The 16,114-nt window shown below is 41.7% G+C and carries 19 protein-coding genes and 1 pseudogene; 3 read left to right on the forward strand and 17 right to left on the reverse strand.

The genetic code is table 11. The annotated features are described in order from the left end of the window. Positions 1-140: 140 nt before the first annotated feature. The 14 genes from PW252_RS10975 to PW252_RS11040 form a co-directional block, all read right to left on the reverse strand. On the reverse strand, positions 141-611 hold the full coding sequence (locus PW252_RS10975) for a sigma-70 RNA polymerase sigma factor region 4 domain-containing protein (protein ID WP_316716864.1): 471 nt from the start codon (positions 609-611) through the stop codon (positions 141-143). Positions 612-813: 202 nt separating this feature from the next. After that, positions 814-1,425, reverse strand: a complete 612-nt coding sequence (gene rpsD / locus PW252_RS10980) for a 30S ribosomal protein S4 (protein ID WP_024407736.1) — start codon at positions 1,423-1,425, stop codon at positions 814-816. Between the two features lie 214 nt (positions 1,426-1,639). Further along, positions 1,640-2,203 (reverse strand): TlpA family protein disulfide reductase, encoded by a 564-nt coding sequence (locus PW252_RS10985; RefSeq protein ID WP_248049159.1) that lies wholly within the window; start codon positions 2,201-2,203, stop codon positions 1,640-1,642. Positions 2,204-2,221: 18 nt separating this feature from the next. Beyond that, entirely contained in the window at positions 2,222-2,917 is a 696-nt protein-coding gene (locus tag PW252_RS10990; protein ID WP_248049156.1) for a cytochrome c biogenesis CcdA family protein, read from the reverse strand. Between the two features lie 138 nt (positions 2,918-3,055). Then, complete coding sequence (locus PW252_RS10995) at positions 3,056-3,307, reverse strand: Veg family protein (protein ID WP_105114079.1); 252 nt, start codon at positions 3,305-3,307, stop codon at positions 3,056-3,058. Between the two features lie 3 nt (positions 3,308-3,310). Then, the gene (gene dnaB, locus PW252_RS11000; RefSeq protein ID WP_105144111.1) at positions 3,311-4,666 is read right to left on the reverse strand and encodes a replicative DNA helicase; all 1,356 of its coding nucleotides are present in this window, start codon (positions 4,664-4,666) and stop codon (positions 3,311-3,313) included. A 33-nt stretch (positions 4,667-4,699) separates the two neighbouring features. Further along, positions 4,700-5,152 carry a 50S ribosomal protein L9 gene (rplI, locus tag PW252_RS11005; RefSeq protein WP_105125009.1) on the reverse strand — a complete coding sequence of 151 codons (453 nt, stop codon included), beginning with the start codon at positions 5,150-5,152 and terminating at the stop codon, positions 4,700-4,702. A gap of 9 nt (positions 5,153-5,161) precedes the next feature. Then, positions 5,162-7,123 (reverse strand): GGDEF domain-containing protein, encoded by a 1,962-nt coding sequence (locus tag PW252_RS11010; RefSeq protein ID WP_248049153.1) that lies wholly within the window; start codon positions 7,121-7,123, stop codon positions 5,162-5,164. Positions 7,124-7,203: 80 nt separating this feature from the next. Next, positions 7,204-9,120: a tRNA uridine-5-carboxymethylaminomethyl(34) synthesis enzyme MnmG gene (gene mnmG, locus PW252_RS11015; protein WP_248049150.1), complete on the reverse strand. Its 1,917-nt coding sequence runs from the start codon at positions 9,118-9,120 to the stop codon at positions 7,204-7,206. Continuing rightward, positions 9,117-9,578: an NUDIX hydrolase gene (locus PW252_RS11020; RefSeq protein ID WP_248049148.1), complete on the reverse strand. Its 462-nt coding sequence runs from the start codon at positions 9,576-9,578 to the stop codon at positions 9,117-9,119. Before PW252_RS11020 ends, mnmG begins: the two co-directional genes overlap by 4 nt. Next, the gene (locus PW252_RS11025) at positions 9,568-9,999 is read right to left on the reverse strand and encodes an NUDIX hydrolase (RefSeq protein ID WP_248049146.1); all 432 of its coding nucleotides are present in this window, start codon (positions 9,997-9,999) and stop codon (positions 9,568-9,570) included. Before PW252_RS11025 ends, PW252_RS11020 begins: the two co-directional genes overlap by 11 nt. 131 nt (positions 10,000-10,130) lie before the next feature. Beyond that, entirely contained in the window at positions 10,131-10,763 is a 633-nt protein-coding gene (locus PW252_RS11030; protein WP_248049144.1) for an RpiB/LacA/LacB family sugar-phosphate isomerase, read from the reverse strand. A 39-nt stretch (positions 10,764-10,802) separates the two neighbouring features. Next, complete coding sequence (locus PW252_RS11035) at positions 10,803-11,039, reverse strand: hypothetical protein (protein ID WP_248049142.1); 237 nt, start codon at positions 11,037-11,039, stop codon at positions 10,803-10,805. Positions 11,040-11,092: 53 nt separating this feature from the next. Continuing rightward, positions 11,093-11,419, reverse strand: coding sequence for a winged helix-turn-helix transcriptional regulator (locus PW252_RS11040; protein WP_014638837.1), 327 nt, complete (start codon positions 11,417-11,419; stop codon positions 11,093-11,095). A 125-nt stretch (positions 11,420-11,544) separates the two neighbouring features. Here PW252_RS11040 and PW252_RS11045 point away from each other — a divergent pair, with 125 nt between their 5' ends. After that, the gene (locus tag PW252_RS11045) at positions 11,545-11,934 is read left to right on the forward strand and encodes a nuclear transport factor 2 family protein (RefSeq protein WP_018375151.1); all 390 of its coding nucleotides are present in this window, start codon (positions 11,545-11,547) and stop codon (positions 11,932-11,934) included. A 140-nt stretch (positions 11,935-12,074) separates the two neighbouring features. Here the strand turns inward: PW252_RS11045 and PW252_RS11050 are convergent. The 3 genes and pseudogenes from PW252_RS11050 to mnmA all read right to left on the reverse strand — a co-directional run. Beyond that, positions 12,075-12,191: pseudogene (locus PW252_RS11050) on the reverse strand (NUDIX hydrolase); the annotation flags it as partial. 131 nt (positions 12,192-12,322) lie between these two features. After that, positions 12,323-13,162, reverse strand: coding sequence for a hypothetical protein (locus tag PW252_RS11055; protein WP_153048226.1), 840 nt, complete (start codon positions 13,160-13,162; stop codon positions 12,323-12,325). Between the two features lie 20 nt (positions 13,163-13,182). Continuing rightward, on the reverse strand, positions 13,183-14,307 hold the full coding sequence (gene mnmA / locus PW252_RS11060) for a tRNA 2-thiouridine(34) synthase MnmA (protein WP_248049141.1): 1,125 nt from the start codon (positions 14,305-14,307) through the stop codon (positions 13,183-13,185). Positions 14,308-14,522: 215 nt separating this feature from the next. Between mnmA and sdaAB the strand changes: the two genes are divergently transcribed. Both sdaAB and sdaAA read left to right on the forward strand, forming a co-directional pair. Then, positions 14,523-15,194 carry an L-serine ammonia-lyase, iron-sulfur-dependent subunit beta gene (gene sdaAB, locus PW252_RS11065; protein ID WP_024379555.1) on the forward strand — a complete coding sequence of 224 codons (672 nt, stop codon included), beginning with the start codon at positions 14,523-14,525 and terminating at the stop codon, positions 15,192-15,194. A 12-nt stretch (positions 15,195-15,206) separates the two neighbouring features. Continuing rightward, on the forward strand, positions 15,207-16,079 hold the full coding sequence (sdaAA, locus tag PW252_RS11070; RefSeq protein ID WP_248049139.1) for an L-serine ammonia-lyase, iron-sulfur-dependent, subunit alpha: 873 nt from the start codon (positions 15,207-15,209) through the stop codon (positions 16,077-16,079). The last annotated feature ends 35 nt before the right edge of the window (positions 16,080-16,114 follow it).

Below are 16,114 nucleotides of genomic sequence, written 5' to 3' on the forward strand. Positions count from 1 at the left end.
TACTATTTTATCACATTTTCAGGAAAGTTGCAGAGCATAATTATTTTTCAAGGCAAACTTATTCACAACCTGTGGATAAGTTGTGGATTTCTAGAATGTTCTGTGGATAACTTTTGTAACCTCCTATCATCGTATCTTCTTCAACAAAAATCCTTTAAGTGTTCTTGCAAATCCCGAAGCATATTCTTGCGACCATTGAAACTCTGACCACTGATGAGTTTTTCGTAATTTTCCAATTGGTCCATAGACAAATTTTTCCGATAATCTCTCAAGGCACCTCTCAACATCAATAGCTCGTCATTAACCAAACCAGGTGATTGGATGAGATGTGATAGGTCGTGAATATCTTCATGAGGCAAACGGTCAAACTTGCGCTTCTGACTTTCCTGTCTGCGAACTCGGTCCTTAACCCGATTTCGGAATTTAACCTTGAAATAACAATACAGCTGAACTCTTTCCCCAATCAACCAAGGCTGCTCTTCCAATAGTTCGAACAAAGTCATCATGCCTTCTTGTTCCCAATCATCTCTGTCCCACAGTTTGATATAAAACTCTTTACGAGCCTTGTTGACAATCCCTTTTACGCTATCATACACCTTTTCAAATTCCATCATCCTATCTCCTTTGTTTGATGGTTTAAGTTTATCGAAAAGGGAGTTCTTTATACAGGACATTTTTGTCCAACTGACATTACTTAGATTATTCCACTATCTCCTCAGAGGCGACAAAAAGGGGAGCAAACCCAGAAATCAACATTTTAAGACAAAGCAAAAAGCCCACTGCTGTAGGCTTCTTACGATATAAAGTCTTATCTTAGAGCATTTTGTTGTAGAATTCTACGACAAGAGCTTCGTTGATTTCTGGGTTGATTTCGTCGCGTTCTGGCAAGCGAGTCAATGAACCTTCAAGCTTTTCAGCATCGAATGATACGAAAGCTGGACGGCCAAGAGTTGCTTCAACAGCTTCAAGGATAGCTGGAACTTTGATTGACTTCTCACGAACTGAGATAACTTGACCAACTTCAACGCGGAATGATGGGATATCAACGCGTTTGCCATCAACAAGGATGTGACCGTGGTTTACGAATTGACGTGCTTGACGACGAGTAGTTGCCAAACCAAGACGGTAAACAACGTTGTCCAAACGACGCTCCAAAAGAAGCATGAAGTTGAAACCAAGAGTACCTTGTTTGATTTTAGTAGCTTGTACGAACAAGTTACGGAATTGTTTTTCACCCAAACCGTAAGAGAAACGCAATTTTTGTTTCTCAGCCAATTGCAAACCGTATTCTGACAATTTAGAACGGTTGTTTGGTCCGTGTTGACCTGGTACGTAGTTACGACGTGCCAATTCTTTACCTGTACCTGTCAATGACAAGCCAAGACGACGAGCTTGTTTCCAAGATGGTCCTGTATAACGTGACATGTGTTATGTCCTCCTAAAAATAAAATATAAAAATTATTTGTAGGAAATAACGTTTTAAGCAAACCTGATTCGTGCAGGAGGCCTTCATCGAAACAGCAACGATTACTCTTCTTGCTGACCTTCTGTTGACGAGCTTCATTTTGCCCTGCTGTTATTTCGCACAAAGGTTAGTATAGCACAAAAAAAAGGCTCTGTAAAGCCTTTTTCATCGTTCTTATTGCATTTCTTCCAATAATTCAACCAGCTTATCCTTTTGAACCTGTCCTACAAAAGAAACCTTGAGGGTTCCATCACTATTGATAAGGATATGTGTCGGAAAAGCAGCAATACCAAAATGTGTCATAGCCTGATCCTTGGTATCAAATAAGACTGGATAGGTCGCTCCTAACTCACTAGCCTTCTCCAAGATCTCATCCTTGCTCACATCGGATGGATTGGTATTCGCAAACTCGGCATCCTTAGGTGACGTGATAGACAAGAAAACATAATCTTCCTTATCCTTGTACTCTTGGTAAACTTCCTCCAATTCAGGAATTTCCCTCTGACAAGGACCACAATAGGTTGCCCAAACATTGATGTAAATCTTTTTCCCCTTGTAATCTGCTAGATTGACATCCTTCCCATCCTTATCCTTTAGGGAAAAATCTAGCGTGACTGGTTGATTTGCCTGTAAAGTCGACTCAGTAGAAGATGGACTGACCAATGGTAAAAGGGAGCAGGCAGTCAAAACAAAGCAAGAAACAAGTAAGCAAACGACAATCGATACCAACTTTTTCATAAACAAATCCTTTCTATCCTAGTGGAAAAAACGCACAAATTGCTGGAAGAAACCTGTTAAAATACTCAAGCCTATCAAGAGCAATAAATAGCCTGAAATACGCTTGGTCCAAGCCAAATAGTGCCGATTGTTCTTGAAGAAAGCCAACATTTTCTGAGAAAAGAAGGCAACCAAAATAAAGGGAAGAATAAAGCCAAGACAATAGACCAACAGCAAGATACCGCTCAACCAACCCTGCTGACTGCTAGCATAAATAAAAACAGATGCCAGAATAGGTCCAATACATGGAGTCCAAGAAAAACTAAAGGTAAAACCCATCAGGAAAGCTAAAAATGGAGTGACCTGTTTTCCCGCTTGGTACACCTTATTTTTAGCAGAAAATTCACGCTCTAACATAGGAATATTGAACCAACCCAACTGCAAAATTCCCATCAGCACAATCAATAGACCACTGATAATCTGCAAGACTTGAGCATTTGCTTGTAAGACCCTACTCAGCAAACTAGAGGCAAATCCCAATAAGAAGAAGGTCAGAGCAATCCCAACTACAAAACTTAGCGTATTGACGAGAACCTTCTTCTCTCCCTCTTTCCCCTCAGCTCCACCTGCTAATAAACCAACATAGATGGGTAAAATCGGCAGTACACAGGGTGATAAGAAAGACAAGAGCCCTTCTGCAAACAGAGCCAGAACTGTAAACCATTGAAATTCCATATAAACTCCTTTCTATCCAGTATAAAAATAATTTTGAAAGCGTTTTATGTGCTAATATTATAACACACTACTTTATCTTAGTCAATATATCGTTTTGTTAAATCATACAAAAAAGCCTGCAATCACAGGCTCCCATTCCTAATCCAAGTAATGAATTAAAATCTTTTCCGTCAAAACATCCGAGTAAGTATACGATTCCACAAACGTATTGTTTGGATCTTCAAACTCAACGATAAACAAAGACTGATAAACTTCTGTAATCCGACCTTGCTTATTCTTCTCACGCTTACGACCATTTTCAAGGGTCAACTCGACAATCTGGCCCTCGTGGTCTTTAATATCTTGTTTGATCTGCTTCATCTTAGCAACATCTGTAAATGCATCACTCATTCTCTATCCATCCTCTCTCTTGGAAATACTTGCAAATTTGTTGTATTCTTTTTGGAACATCAATTCCACCGTACCACGCGCACCGGAACGGTTTTTCTCGATAATCACTTCAACCGTGTTATTTGGAATGCCACCATCTTCTTGCTCACCGCGCTCATAGTAATCATCACGATACAAGAAGGCAACGATATCCGCATCCTGCTCGATAGAGCCCGATTCACGAATATCAGACAAAACAGGACGCTTGTCCTGACGCTGTTCAACTCCACGGGACAGCTGACTGAGGGCAATAACGGGAACTTTTAATTCCTTGGCCAAAATCTTCAACTGACGGGAAATTTCCGAAACCTCTTGTTGACGGTTTTCCCGCCCCGTTCCAGTAATCAACTGAAGATAGTCAATCAAAATCAAGCCCAGATTGCCTGTCTCCTGAGCCAACTTACGTGACCGCGAACGGATTTCCGTAATCTTGATACCTGGCGTATCATCAATGTAAATGCTAGCCCGTGCCAAATTAGCTTGAGCCACCATATACTTATTCCACTCTTCCTGCGTCAAATGACCCGTACGAATGGAACGCGAGTTAATAACACCCTCAGAAGCCAACATACGGTCCACCAAGCTCTCCGCACCCATCTCCAAAGAAAAGATGGCTACGGTCAAACCTAATTTTGTACCAATATTCTGAGCAATATTGAGAGCAAAGGCCGTCTTACCAACCGCAGGACGAGCCGCAAGAATAATCAGCTCTTCCTCATGCAGACCCGTTGTCATGGCATCAAGGGCAGGATAGCCAGTCGCAATACCTGTAATGTCCGATGTCTGCTTGGCACGGGTTTCAAGATTGTCAAAGTTGATATTCAAAACATCATCAATCCGCTTGAAACCACTTCGACTGGCACCTTCACTGACATCAATTAGGGCTTTTTCAGCATTGGCGATAATGTCATCTGAACCATCTGCCCCCTCATAAGCCTGATTAACTGCATCCGTCAAACGAGCAATCAGCTTACGGAGATTAGACTTTTCAGCGACAATCTTGGCATAGAATTCCGCATTGGCCGCCGTCGGTACGGAACTAATGATTTCAGCCAAGTAAGCCAGACCACCGATATTCTCCAAATCACCATGATTGACCAGGTAGTTGCGCATGGTGGTCGCATCAATAGCCTCATTCTTATCAGAAAGGGCAATCATGGCCTTGAAAATCAGCTTATGGGCATGCTTGAAAAAATCCTCTGCCTCAATGTATTCACGGACAAAGACCAACTTGCCTTCATCAAGGAAAATAGCTCCCAAGACCGACTGTTCAGCCAAAATATCCTGCGGTTGCACCCGCAATTCATCTAAGTCTGCCAAGATTTCACCTCCTTACTGATAATAATAACTCTTCTAAGCTTCTTTAATACTCAAATTGATAACACCTGTCACATCTTGATAGATTTTGACAGGAACATCAATCAAACCAAGGGCACGAATTGGGTGGTCCAATTGGATATGACGTTTGTCAATCTTAATACCAAATTGTTTTTCCAATTCTTCAGCAATCTTCTTGCTGGTAATCGAACCAAATGTACGACCATCTGGACCAACTTTTTCAACAAATTTCACCAAAGTAGCCTCTTCTGCCAACTTGGCCTTGATAGCCTCTGCTTCTGCAATCATTTCCGCATGAGCCTTAGCTTTAGACTTTTCTTGACCACGAAGAGCGCTGATTGCTTGTGTTGTAGCTTCCTTAGCTAAATTTTTCTTAATCAAGAAGTTTTGGGCATAACCTGTTGGAACTTCCTTGATTTCACCTTTTTTTCCCTGACCTTTTACATCTGCCAAAAAGATAACTTTCATCTGCTTCACCTAACTTTCTTTTATTTCCTCATAAATTTTACTGATGAGGTTTTCCTTAACTTGTTCAAGGGTTTGGTCGTAGACCTGGGCTGCAGCCAGATTAAAGTGACCTCCGCCCCCCATTTCTTCCATAATCCGTTGGACATTGACCTTGCTGTGACTTCTTGCGGAAATAGCTATGTAACCTTTGGCATTTTTGGTAACTACAAAAACTGCCTCAATGCCAGCCATATCCAATATGGTATTGGCTGCCTTACTAGGAACGATCGTGTCATACTCCAAGTTTTCCTCACCACAAGCTATCACAATATGTGGCTCTAATTTCTCCCCACGTAAAATCAACTCATTGATTTGACGATAGGCATCAAAATCTGTCGCTGAAATCTGCTGAATTTCAAGACTATCACTGCCACGCGTACGCAAATAGCTAGCCACATCGAAGGTCCGACTGGTTACCCGAGAAGTGAAATTCTTGGTATCCAGCATAATCCCAGCCATCAACAAACTGGATTGCAAACGATTGAGCTTATGACGCTTATCGTTTTGGAATTGAACCAACTCCGTCACCAATTCGCTGGCTGAGCTAGCCCCACTTTCGATATAAGTCAGCACAGCATTGCTTGGAAAATCTGTGTCCCTACGATGATGGTCCACAATCACAACCTGACTGAATTGCTCATAGAGTTCCTTGTCCAAGGTCAAACCAATCTTGGAATGGTCAACCATGATTAACAAGGATTGGAAAGTGACCATTTTCTTGGCTTCCTCAACAGTAATCAGATTCGAACAATTTTCATCACTCAACTTTTTAATGGCCCGTGCAATATCTGGTGCCATCTCATCAGGATTATAAACTGTGTAGGCATTGTTCATGATATTTTGAGCAAAATATTGCATACCGACTGATGAACCTAGAGCATCCATATCCAAATTACGGTGGCCAACAACAAAGACCGTATCCACCGATTTTAGCTTATCAGATACGGCTGTCATCATAGCACGCGTTCGAGTACGAGTACGTTTTACTGACGAAGCTGAGCCACCTCCAAAGAAAAGCGGTTGCTTGCTCTCATCATTTTCCTTGACAACCACCTGATCTCCTCCACGAACCTCAGCCATGTTGAGATTTTGAAGGGCCACCTGACCAATCTGATAATGGTTGCCATCACCGTAGGCCAGACCCATACTAAGCGTTAAACCCAACTCCAATTTTTTAGCTTCTTCACGGAACTTATCAATGACGGAGAACTTATTTTCAATCAGCATCTCCAAGACTGCATAATCCGTGAAAAAGTAGAAACGATCCATGGTACCACGGCGGTAGTAAATACCATAGTCGTGGCAAAAATCAGAAACAAACTGAGCCAAAAATGAATTGACCTGACTAATCTGGGAATCCGTCACCGTATCCTCGAGTTCATCATAATTATCAACAGAAATAATTCCGATAACCGGTCGACTACCGATTAAGCTATTTGTCGCTGAATACTCTGATGAAGCATCAAAGAAATAAAACAAACCATGATCAAAATCAACGTTAACCAGGTATCTTTTCCCAGAAAAATTGGCATAGACACGATCCTCATCCAGACCCACATCAATAATTTCACGCAGCTTCTTCTGGTCAAACTCACCATTTTCCTGAGCAAAAATAAGCTCTGCAAAGGGATTAAACCACTCCACTTGATTGCTATCTGGCCGAACCTTAATCACTCCGACCGGCATCTTATCCAGAAGCATCATCAAGCCCGAATTGGCCTGATGATTGAGATATTCAATTTGTTCTAACTCACTAAATTCGTAAGAATGTTTTTGATAGATAAATAAGGCAACCAATACGCTTAAGCTCACTAACAGAGCAAAGATAGTAAAGGCTCTTGTTGGAGAAAATTGATGGATCAGTGCCACCAATCCAAACAAGATAACGCCTATCATGACAAAATGAATTGTCGAAAACCGAAATTTTTTCATCACTAACCTCTGCCTGCCATTTTACCACAAACCATTAGAAATTGCTAGTTTTCGCTAGCATGCACAAGAAAAGAACAGCCTTAGTGACTGTCCTTTGATTTGTTTTTAGAAATGGAACGACTGCGTCCTTCCAAATAGACCATGAGAATGGAGATATCTGCTGGATTGACACCGGAAATCCGACTAGCCTGGCCGATGGTTTCTGGTGAAATCAGCTTGAATTTCTGACGAGCCTCGGTCGCAATGGAGTCAATGTCATCCCAGTCAATGTCGGCTGGAATACGTTTTTCTTCCATGCGTTTCATCTTCTCTACTTGGTCCAAGGCCTTGGCAATGTAACCTTCGTACTTGACCTCTGTTTCAATCAATTCAATGGTTTTGGTATCCAAGTCCTCTGCCGCTGGACCGATAAAGGCTACCGCATCTGCGTAAGTCACATCTGGACGACGCATGAATTCCTTAGCGGTAAGGGCATCCGTCAGAGGCTTAAAGCCCATAGCTACGACTTTTTCGTTGGTTTCCTTGATTGGCTTGAGTTTAATAGACTCCAAGCGCTTCATTTCATTGTCAAACTGGTTTTTGTGAATCTGGAAGACCTGCCAGCGTTCATCATCCACCAAGCCGACCTGACGACCGATTTCCGTCAGTCGCATATCAGCATTGTCATGACGCAGAATCAAGCGGTATTCTGCCCGACTGGTCAAGAGGCGGTAAGGCTCCACCGTTCCCTTGGTCACCAGGTCATCAATCATAACACCAATGTAGCCGTCACTTCGTTTCAAAATCAGCTCAGGCTTGCCCTGCACCTTGAGGGCGGCATTGATACCAGCGATAATTCCCTGACCTGCTGCTTCTTCATAACCTGATGTTCCGTTGGTCTGACCTGCAGTAAAGAGCCCTGAAATCTTCTTGGTTTCAAGCGTCGCCCGCAACTGGTGCGGCATGACCATATCGTACTCAATGGCATAACCCGTCCGCATCATCTGAGCATTTTCCAAGCCTTTAATGGAGTGAATCAAGTCCTGCTGCACGTCTTCTGGCAGACTGGTTGACAGCCCTTGAACATAAATTTCATCGGTGTTGCGACCTTCTGGCTCTAGGAAAAGCTGGTGGCGTTCCTTATCCGCAAAACGAACAATCTTATCCTCAATGGACGGACAATAACGGGGACCAATCCCTTTGACAATGCCTGAAAACATGGGTGCTCGGTGAAGATTGCTGTTGATAATCTCATGGCTGGTCGCATTGGTATAGGTCAACCAGCAAGGAATTTGATCCTGCAAATAATCCTCATCCTTGGACAAGAATGAAAAGTGATTTGGCTTTTCATCGCCTGGTTGAATCTCGGTTTCGTCGTAGTTAATAGTGCGGGCATTGACACGCGGTGGCGTTCCTGTCTTGAACCGACCGATTTCAAGCCCCAATTCTTTTAGGTTATCCGCCAGCGTGATAGAAGCTAGGCTATTGTTAGGCCCTGACGAATACTTGAGGTCACCGATGATAATCTCACCACGCAAGGCTGTACCCGTCGTCACCACAACTGTCTTGGCTGAGAATTTCTGGTTGGTAGCCGTACGGACACCAATCACCTTGCCATCCTCCACCAAAATCTCATCAATCATGGTTTGACGCAGGGTCAGATTTTCCTGACGCTCCACCGTCCGCTTCATCTCTGCTGCATACTCTGCCTTATCTGCCTGAGCCCGCAAGGCACGAACAGCTGGCCCCTTGCCCATATTGAGCATTTTCATCTGAATGTAGGTCTTGTCAATGTTGCGGCCCATTTCGCCACCCAGGGCATCAATTTCTCTTACCACAATCCCCTTGGCAGATCCACCAATGGAGGGATTACAAGGCATAAAGGCCACCATATCCAAGTTAATAGTTGCAAGCAAGGTCTTACAGCCCATCCGACTGGCTGCCAAGCCTGCTTCTACACCCGCGTGCCCCGCTCCAATCACGATGACATCGTAATTTTCTGCAAATGTGTGTGTCATGTTGTATTCTCCTTCATGTTCATAATGTGTTTAACTTGTCCACTCCAGTTTGGTAATTCCTCTGCCAGAAAAGCTGGTACGACATCTAGGTTGACAAGGTTGTCAAGTGCAATCCATTCACAAGGTTGCTTCAACTTCCCTTCAATCATCTCCTCAGATATTTCTCCAATAGGCTCCACGATAAAATGAAGCTCGATATTGTGAAAGTCTATACCTTCATGTGTAAATTGATTTTCAACAACAAAAGCCAATTGATTGACACGGCTGTCAATCCCTAATTCTTCTTTGACTTCTCGAACAGCCGCATCTGCTGCTACCTCATTGACCTCAACCGCACCGCCAATGGTATAATAACGGCCCTTAGAGTCCTTCGTGAGAAATATTTTCCCATCTTTTATAATCAATGCAGTGGCCCGAACACCGAAAATCTGATTGTCAATTCTGGTCCTAAAATCCATTCTTCCTTCTCTTTTCTAAAATTTCTTCGAGATATGGAACTAAGTTTTTCTTATTTTTATCGCTAGGAGCTAACCATAGAAAATCTGTATGCTCTTCTGGGTCAAGAAAAATGGTTTTCGGTTGTTCAGTAAGTTTCACTTCATAGACTAGCCTCGTAAATACCGTCTGTTTCTCTTCATCAAACTGACTATCTTCATGGATAATGGTCAGATTTTCCTTGGTTATCAAAATGCCAGTTTCTTCAAAACACTCTCTCACTGCAGCATCACGGGGCAACTCATTCTCCTCAACACGACCGCCTGAAATGTCCCAATATCGAGGAAAGACATTGAGTTTGCCACGCTTAATCTGCGAACGCTGAATAATCAAATGGCTATCTTCAACAGTCAGTAAGACATGGGCAATCAATTTAACAGGCATGGTTTCCTCCTAATCTCACAAAAAATAGCCAAAACTCTCGAAAATTGCAGGACAAAAAAGCCTACAATTCCCATGAGCTTTGACCATCATAGTTCTTGTTAGGAATATTGTATCAAATCTGCTTCTAAAGTTCAAACCTTATAAGCCGTTAACTTTTCTAAAAGGAGTTTATTCGTCCCGTTTTGATAAATATAATCGACAAACGTTTTTCTTCTTAAAATTTTAGTCAATAGATATTCATTAAAGTTTGGTAAAATTTCCAAAAAAGAGCGTGTTGTCAACTGATGAAGATGCACTAATTCAGTTGCTTCCTTCTTTTTACGTTCAGCATCTTGAACTGGATAGCCTGTATTAAATTCTCCTTCAAATAGTTTTTCTAAGGTATAACGCAAATTCAACTCGCCAGACCAACCAAAATTTAAGCCTAGTGGTAAAGAAACCACATTGCCGTTGTTAATCCGACCAAATAGATAGGCATCCTGAGGGGTTTGCACAAAGCCACAACGTAAACCTGGCAAACTATTGCAAGCCATCATCATTCCTTGTCCAGAAGAACACCCCGTTACAATAAAATCAGCTGTATTTGTTTCAATCAACAGACTAATCATAACAGCTACTTCCACATAGGTGTAGTTTTCTATTTCTTCTGGAAACACGCCTAGATTAACAACATCATGGTGTCCGTCCACTACCTCACAAACTGTGTCAAACAAGAGCTGGTTGATCTCAGTTCTTGTACTAGCTTGAATAACTACAATACGCATTTTCCCCTCCTTTACACATCTGTCAATTAGATTGACAAGCTACTCCTTAATCAAAAATCGAAGACCTTTCGATTTCAAGAACAGTTTTACATCATCTGTCATCAATAACACTGTTCCATCAATCGCTTTTAGATTAGGAAACTGACTCAGTTCTGATTCTGAAATTTTTGTAATATCAAAAAGGTCATCTTCTCTCCCCAATCGCAAAAAATAGCCAAAACTCTCGAAAATTGCAGGACAAAAAAGCCTACAATTCCCATGAGCTTTGACCATCATGATGATTGTTACTCTTATTTTAGCAAAAGATTTGTAGAATTTCAAATCTGGTGTTACGCTAACGTTTCAATATATTCTAAGCCCCAAGCCTCAACAGCATCCAGCACCGACCGAAATTTTTCACCCATTTCAGTCAAACTGTACTCTACACGAGGGGGTACTTCTGCATAGACCGTACGACTAATAATGCGATCCTCCTCCAATTGTCTAAGGTGCCTTGTTAACATGGTTTGAGTAATACCTGGAATTAGTCGCTGTAATTCATTGAAGCGTTTCGTTCCTGTACTGAGTTGGTAGATAATCACCAATCCCCACTTACCAGTCAAGACTTTTTGCGTTGTTGCAAAAGGGCAAATACCATATTCACTAACTTTTTTCAAAAAACTTCTCCTTTATTTATCACAATAGTATCACTTTTGATACCAACAAATGCAAAAGTACCTACTTGCATAATTGATTGATTGGACTATAATTGTACTATATCAAAAAAATTGGAGGACATCAAATGTCAACAAACTTGGAAATTTTTAATGCCTATAACAATGCTCTCATCGCTGGTGATTTTGCAGCTCTTTTTGAAACAATGGCTGACGACATTATCTGGCATCAACCCGGAAATCATTCAACATCTGGTGCTAAAATTGGTAAAGAAGTACTCGGAGCACATCTAGCAACTTTCGCCGAAAAAACAAATGGAACTTTCAAAGTAGTGACAAACTGGGTGTCAGATAATGATACTCTTGTTGCCGCTAATGTAACATTCCTCGGTACTCGAACAGATGGTGAAGAACTAAACATGAATGGTATCGATCTTTTCCGTATGGAAGAGGGCAAAATCAAGGAAGTTTGGCTCTTCTCAGCCGACCAAAAAGCCGAAGATGCTTTCTGGGGATAAGATAAAAAGCTCAGCACGAGGGTGCTAAGCTCAGACTGAAGACAAAGTCGTTAGAATTGTATTTCTAACGGCTTTTTCATATGTAAAGTAGTATAATAGAGATAGGAATACTAGTTAATATGAAGAGGGAGAATCGCTAGAATATCCCAATGCTGCGGAAATACGTTCGGTTCTCCACGCTCAATTTGCGAACGCTGAATGATCAAGTAACTGTCTGCAACAGTCAGTAAAACATGGGCAATCAGTTTGACAGGCATGGTTCCTCCTAATCTCACAAAAAACAGCCAAAACTCTCGAAAATTGTAGGACAAAAAAGCCTACAATTCCCATGAGCTTTGACCATCATGATAACGCGACCAGTTAGCCTAGCATAATCTTCTTATTAACTTCAATTTAATTTAAATTTTTCAGTTTGTTGATTTATTGTATTTAATATGGTCAGCATTTCTTCACTATTAAATTCTTGAGATGCTTCATTAGCATAATCATCAAGTCCATCACGATAATATAAAATATCTCGAACAATATTTTTAGTTTCGATTTCACCCAAAGATTTTCCGAACATCGGTTCAACATTTTTAAAAAAATACCTATAGTATGAAATTATAGATATTATCGTAGTGATGGTGATAATTAAAGAAGTTATTGTAATAATACTATCTATATTTATATCATCTCTTGAAATAATAGCAAAAAATGGAGATAAGACTGCTACTGTATTTACCTGTATTATTCCAGAAAGAACAAATTGTCTTTTTTTGTGAAAGTCATCGTCATTACTATTGATTTCACAGAGTAAATTTTCCAATCGTAGGTGAACATCTGCTGGATAAACGCATTGCGAAATATTTCGTTTAATTTTGTACAGATGCCTTTTGTACTCTAATTTACTATATTTACTATCTTGAATATTCCACAAAGGATCTAGGGTAAATCTTTTTATAATGTATATAATTACCAATAGAAATACGATAGGAATAACGTTCTTCCAGCCATCAAAAAATGGGAGTTGTCGTGAAGTATTTGTAATAGAACCATAAACAAACTTTTGAAATTGAGCCACAATAACTAGGAATGGAATTATAGCTATAAAAGATAAAATAAAATAAGACTTAGAATGTTTATCAAACTTTTCTTGCTGAAATTCTTTATTAATTATTTCAAATACTTCATTATAAAACTTACTAGCTAAATTATTATAAACTTTATACTTTTCCTCTACTGACATAAAAGCAAAATCCTTTCGTTCTAAATATACTGACAAGCCTCTCCGTCTTTATAGGCCATGTCAATCATACCGCCGCCCAAGCATTCTTGTCCATCGTAGAAAACAACGGCTTGTCCTGGTGTGATGGCTCGCTGTGGCTCTGCAAAGATGACTTCTGCCTTGTCACCTCTCACCTTGACAGTTACTTGACTGTCTGGTTGACGGTAGCGGAACTTAGCTGTACACTCAAGTGTGAATTCTTCAGGCATATCCCGTGTAAAGTGGACTTGACTAGCCTGTAAAGAAGTTGACATCAAGGACTCATGATAGAAGCCTTGACCGACATAAAGGATATTTTGAGACAGGTCTTTTCCGACAACAAACCAAGGCTCATTGTCCCCACCAATTTGTCCGCCGATACCAAGCCCGCCCCGCTGACCAATAGTATAGTACATGAGGCCTGTGTGTTCTCCCATGTCACGACCGTCAACGGTCATCATCCGACCGGGCTGGGCTGGCAAATACTGCCCTAAAAATTCTTTGAAGTTCTTTTCACCGATAAAGCAGATACCTGTCGAATCTTTCTTTTTAGCTGTCGCCAAGCCTGCTCGCTCTGCTATTTCCCTAACCTGAGGCTTTTGTAAATGGCCGAGCGGAAACATGGTTTTCTGCAACTGTTCCTGTGATAGTTGGCTGAGGAAGTAGGTCTGGTCCTTGCCATTGTCTGCCCCACGTAGCATATGGACAGTGCCGTCCTCGTCGCGTGACACCTGAGCGTAGTGCCCTGTCGCCACATAGTCCGCACCCAAATTCATAGCGTAATCCAAGAAAGCCTTGAACTTGATTTCCTTGTTACACATGACATCTGGATTGGGTGTGCGTCCTGCCCGATACTCTGCTAGGAAGTACTCAAATACGCGATCCCAATACTCTTTTTCAAAGTTGACAGAGTAGTAAGGAATGCCGATTTGGTCTGCCACCGCAGCCACATCCTTGTAATCTTCTGTTGCTGTACAGAAACCATTTTCATCCGTGTCATCCCAGTTTTTCATGAAGATGCCGATCACATCGTAGCCCTGCTCCTTGAGCAAGAGAGCCGTAACCGATGAATCCACACCGCCACTCATACCGACAACAACACGGGTTTTCGAATTGTCTATTGACATCATCTTCTCCCATCTTTTCGTTGAAATAACGATTTGAAGGTCGTATTCCAAAAATTTTTTCAAAAAACGATTTGAAGGTCGATTTTGAACAACTTGTATTATACCACACAAAAGGGAGAAGCAACAGGAATTTGACATGAAACCCCATTCATCTAGGCATTCTATCCAAATCAAAAATTTGATATAATAGTATTAAGAAAAACGTGAGGATAATTATGACAAATTTAAAATTTCAATCGGTCTTTGATATTATCGGGCCTGTTATGATTGGACCTTCTTCCAGCCATACAGCTGGGGCAGTCCGCATTGGGAAAATAGTTTCTTCCATCTTTGGTGATGAACCAACCGAGGTCGAATTCCAACTTTACAACTCTTTTGCCAAGACCTATCGTGGACACGGTACGGATGTGGCCTTGGTAGCAGGCATTTTAGGCATGGATACAGACGACCCACGTATTCCTGACTCTCTTGATATTGCAAGAGAACGAGGTATTAAGGTTTACTGGCGTGTCAACAAGGACAGCAATACCCCCCATCCCAATACTACCCGAATCATCATTAAAAATGACAAAAAGTCCATCTCAGCAACGGGCGTTTCGATTGGTGGAGGCAATATTCAAGTAACGGAGCTCAACGGCTTTTCTGTCAACCTCAATATGAACACGCCGACCATTATTATTGTTCACCAAGATGTTCCAGGTATGATTGCCAAGGTAACTGACATCTTATCAAAATACAATATCAACATTGCCCAAATGAACGTGACACGTGAACAAGCTGGCGAAAAAGCTATTATGATTATCGAAGTGGATGCTCGCCAGTGTGAAAATTCTATTGCAGAAATCGAAAAAATTCCCCATCTGCACAATGTTACCTTCTTCAACTAGAAAGAGAAAGACATGTTTTATACTATCGAAGAATTAGTTCAGCAAGCCGAACAGTTTTCTGGCAATGTAGCTGAACTCATGATTGCGACTGAAATTGAGTTGACCGGTCGTAGCCGCGAAGAAATATTGACAATCATGTCAAGAAACTTGACAGTTATGAAAGCGTCGATTGTCGACGGCTTGACAGAAAGTAAATCAGTGTCAGGTTTGACAGGTGGTGATGCTGCCAAGTTAGATGCTTATTTGAAAAAGGGCAAGACACTGTCTGATTCCTCTATCCTATCCGCAGCAAGAAATGCCATGGCAGTCAACGAATTGAACGCCAAAATGGGCTTGGTCTGTGCCACCCCAACTGCTGGCTCTGCTGGCTGCTTGCCTGCCGTTCTCGGTGTTGCTATTGACAAGTTAAACTTGACAGAAGAACAGCAACTTGACTTCCTCTTTACAGCTGGGGCCTTTGGTCTAGTCATTGCCAACAATGCCTCCATCTCTGGAGCAGAAGGAGGTTGTCAAGCAGAAGTCGGCTCTGCCTCTGCTATGTCCGCAGCGGCATTGACCCTTGCTGCTGGAGGAAGTCCCTACCAGGCTAGTCAAGCTATCTGCTTTGTCATCAAAAATATGTTAGGCCTCATCTGTGATCCCGTTGCAGGTCTGGTAGAAGTCCCATGTGTCAAACGTAATGCAATGGGAGCAAGCTATGCCATGGTAGCTGCTGATATGGCACTGGCAGGAATTGAATCCAAAATCCCTGTAGATGAAGTCATCAATGCCATGTACCAAGTGGGTTCTGCCCTACCAACCGCCTTCCGTGAAACTGCCGAAGGAGGCCTAGCTGCCACACCAACTGGTCGCCGACTGGCACAAGAAATCTTCGGTGAAAATTGACAAGGTTGTAAACGAAAAGGACCGTCTGGTCCTTT

The organism is Streptococcus sp. 29887 (genome assembly GCF_032595075.1).
Taxonomy (GTDB): domain Bacteria; phylum Bacillota; class Bacilli; order Lactobacillales; family Streptococcaceae; genus Streptococcus; species Streptococcus iners.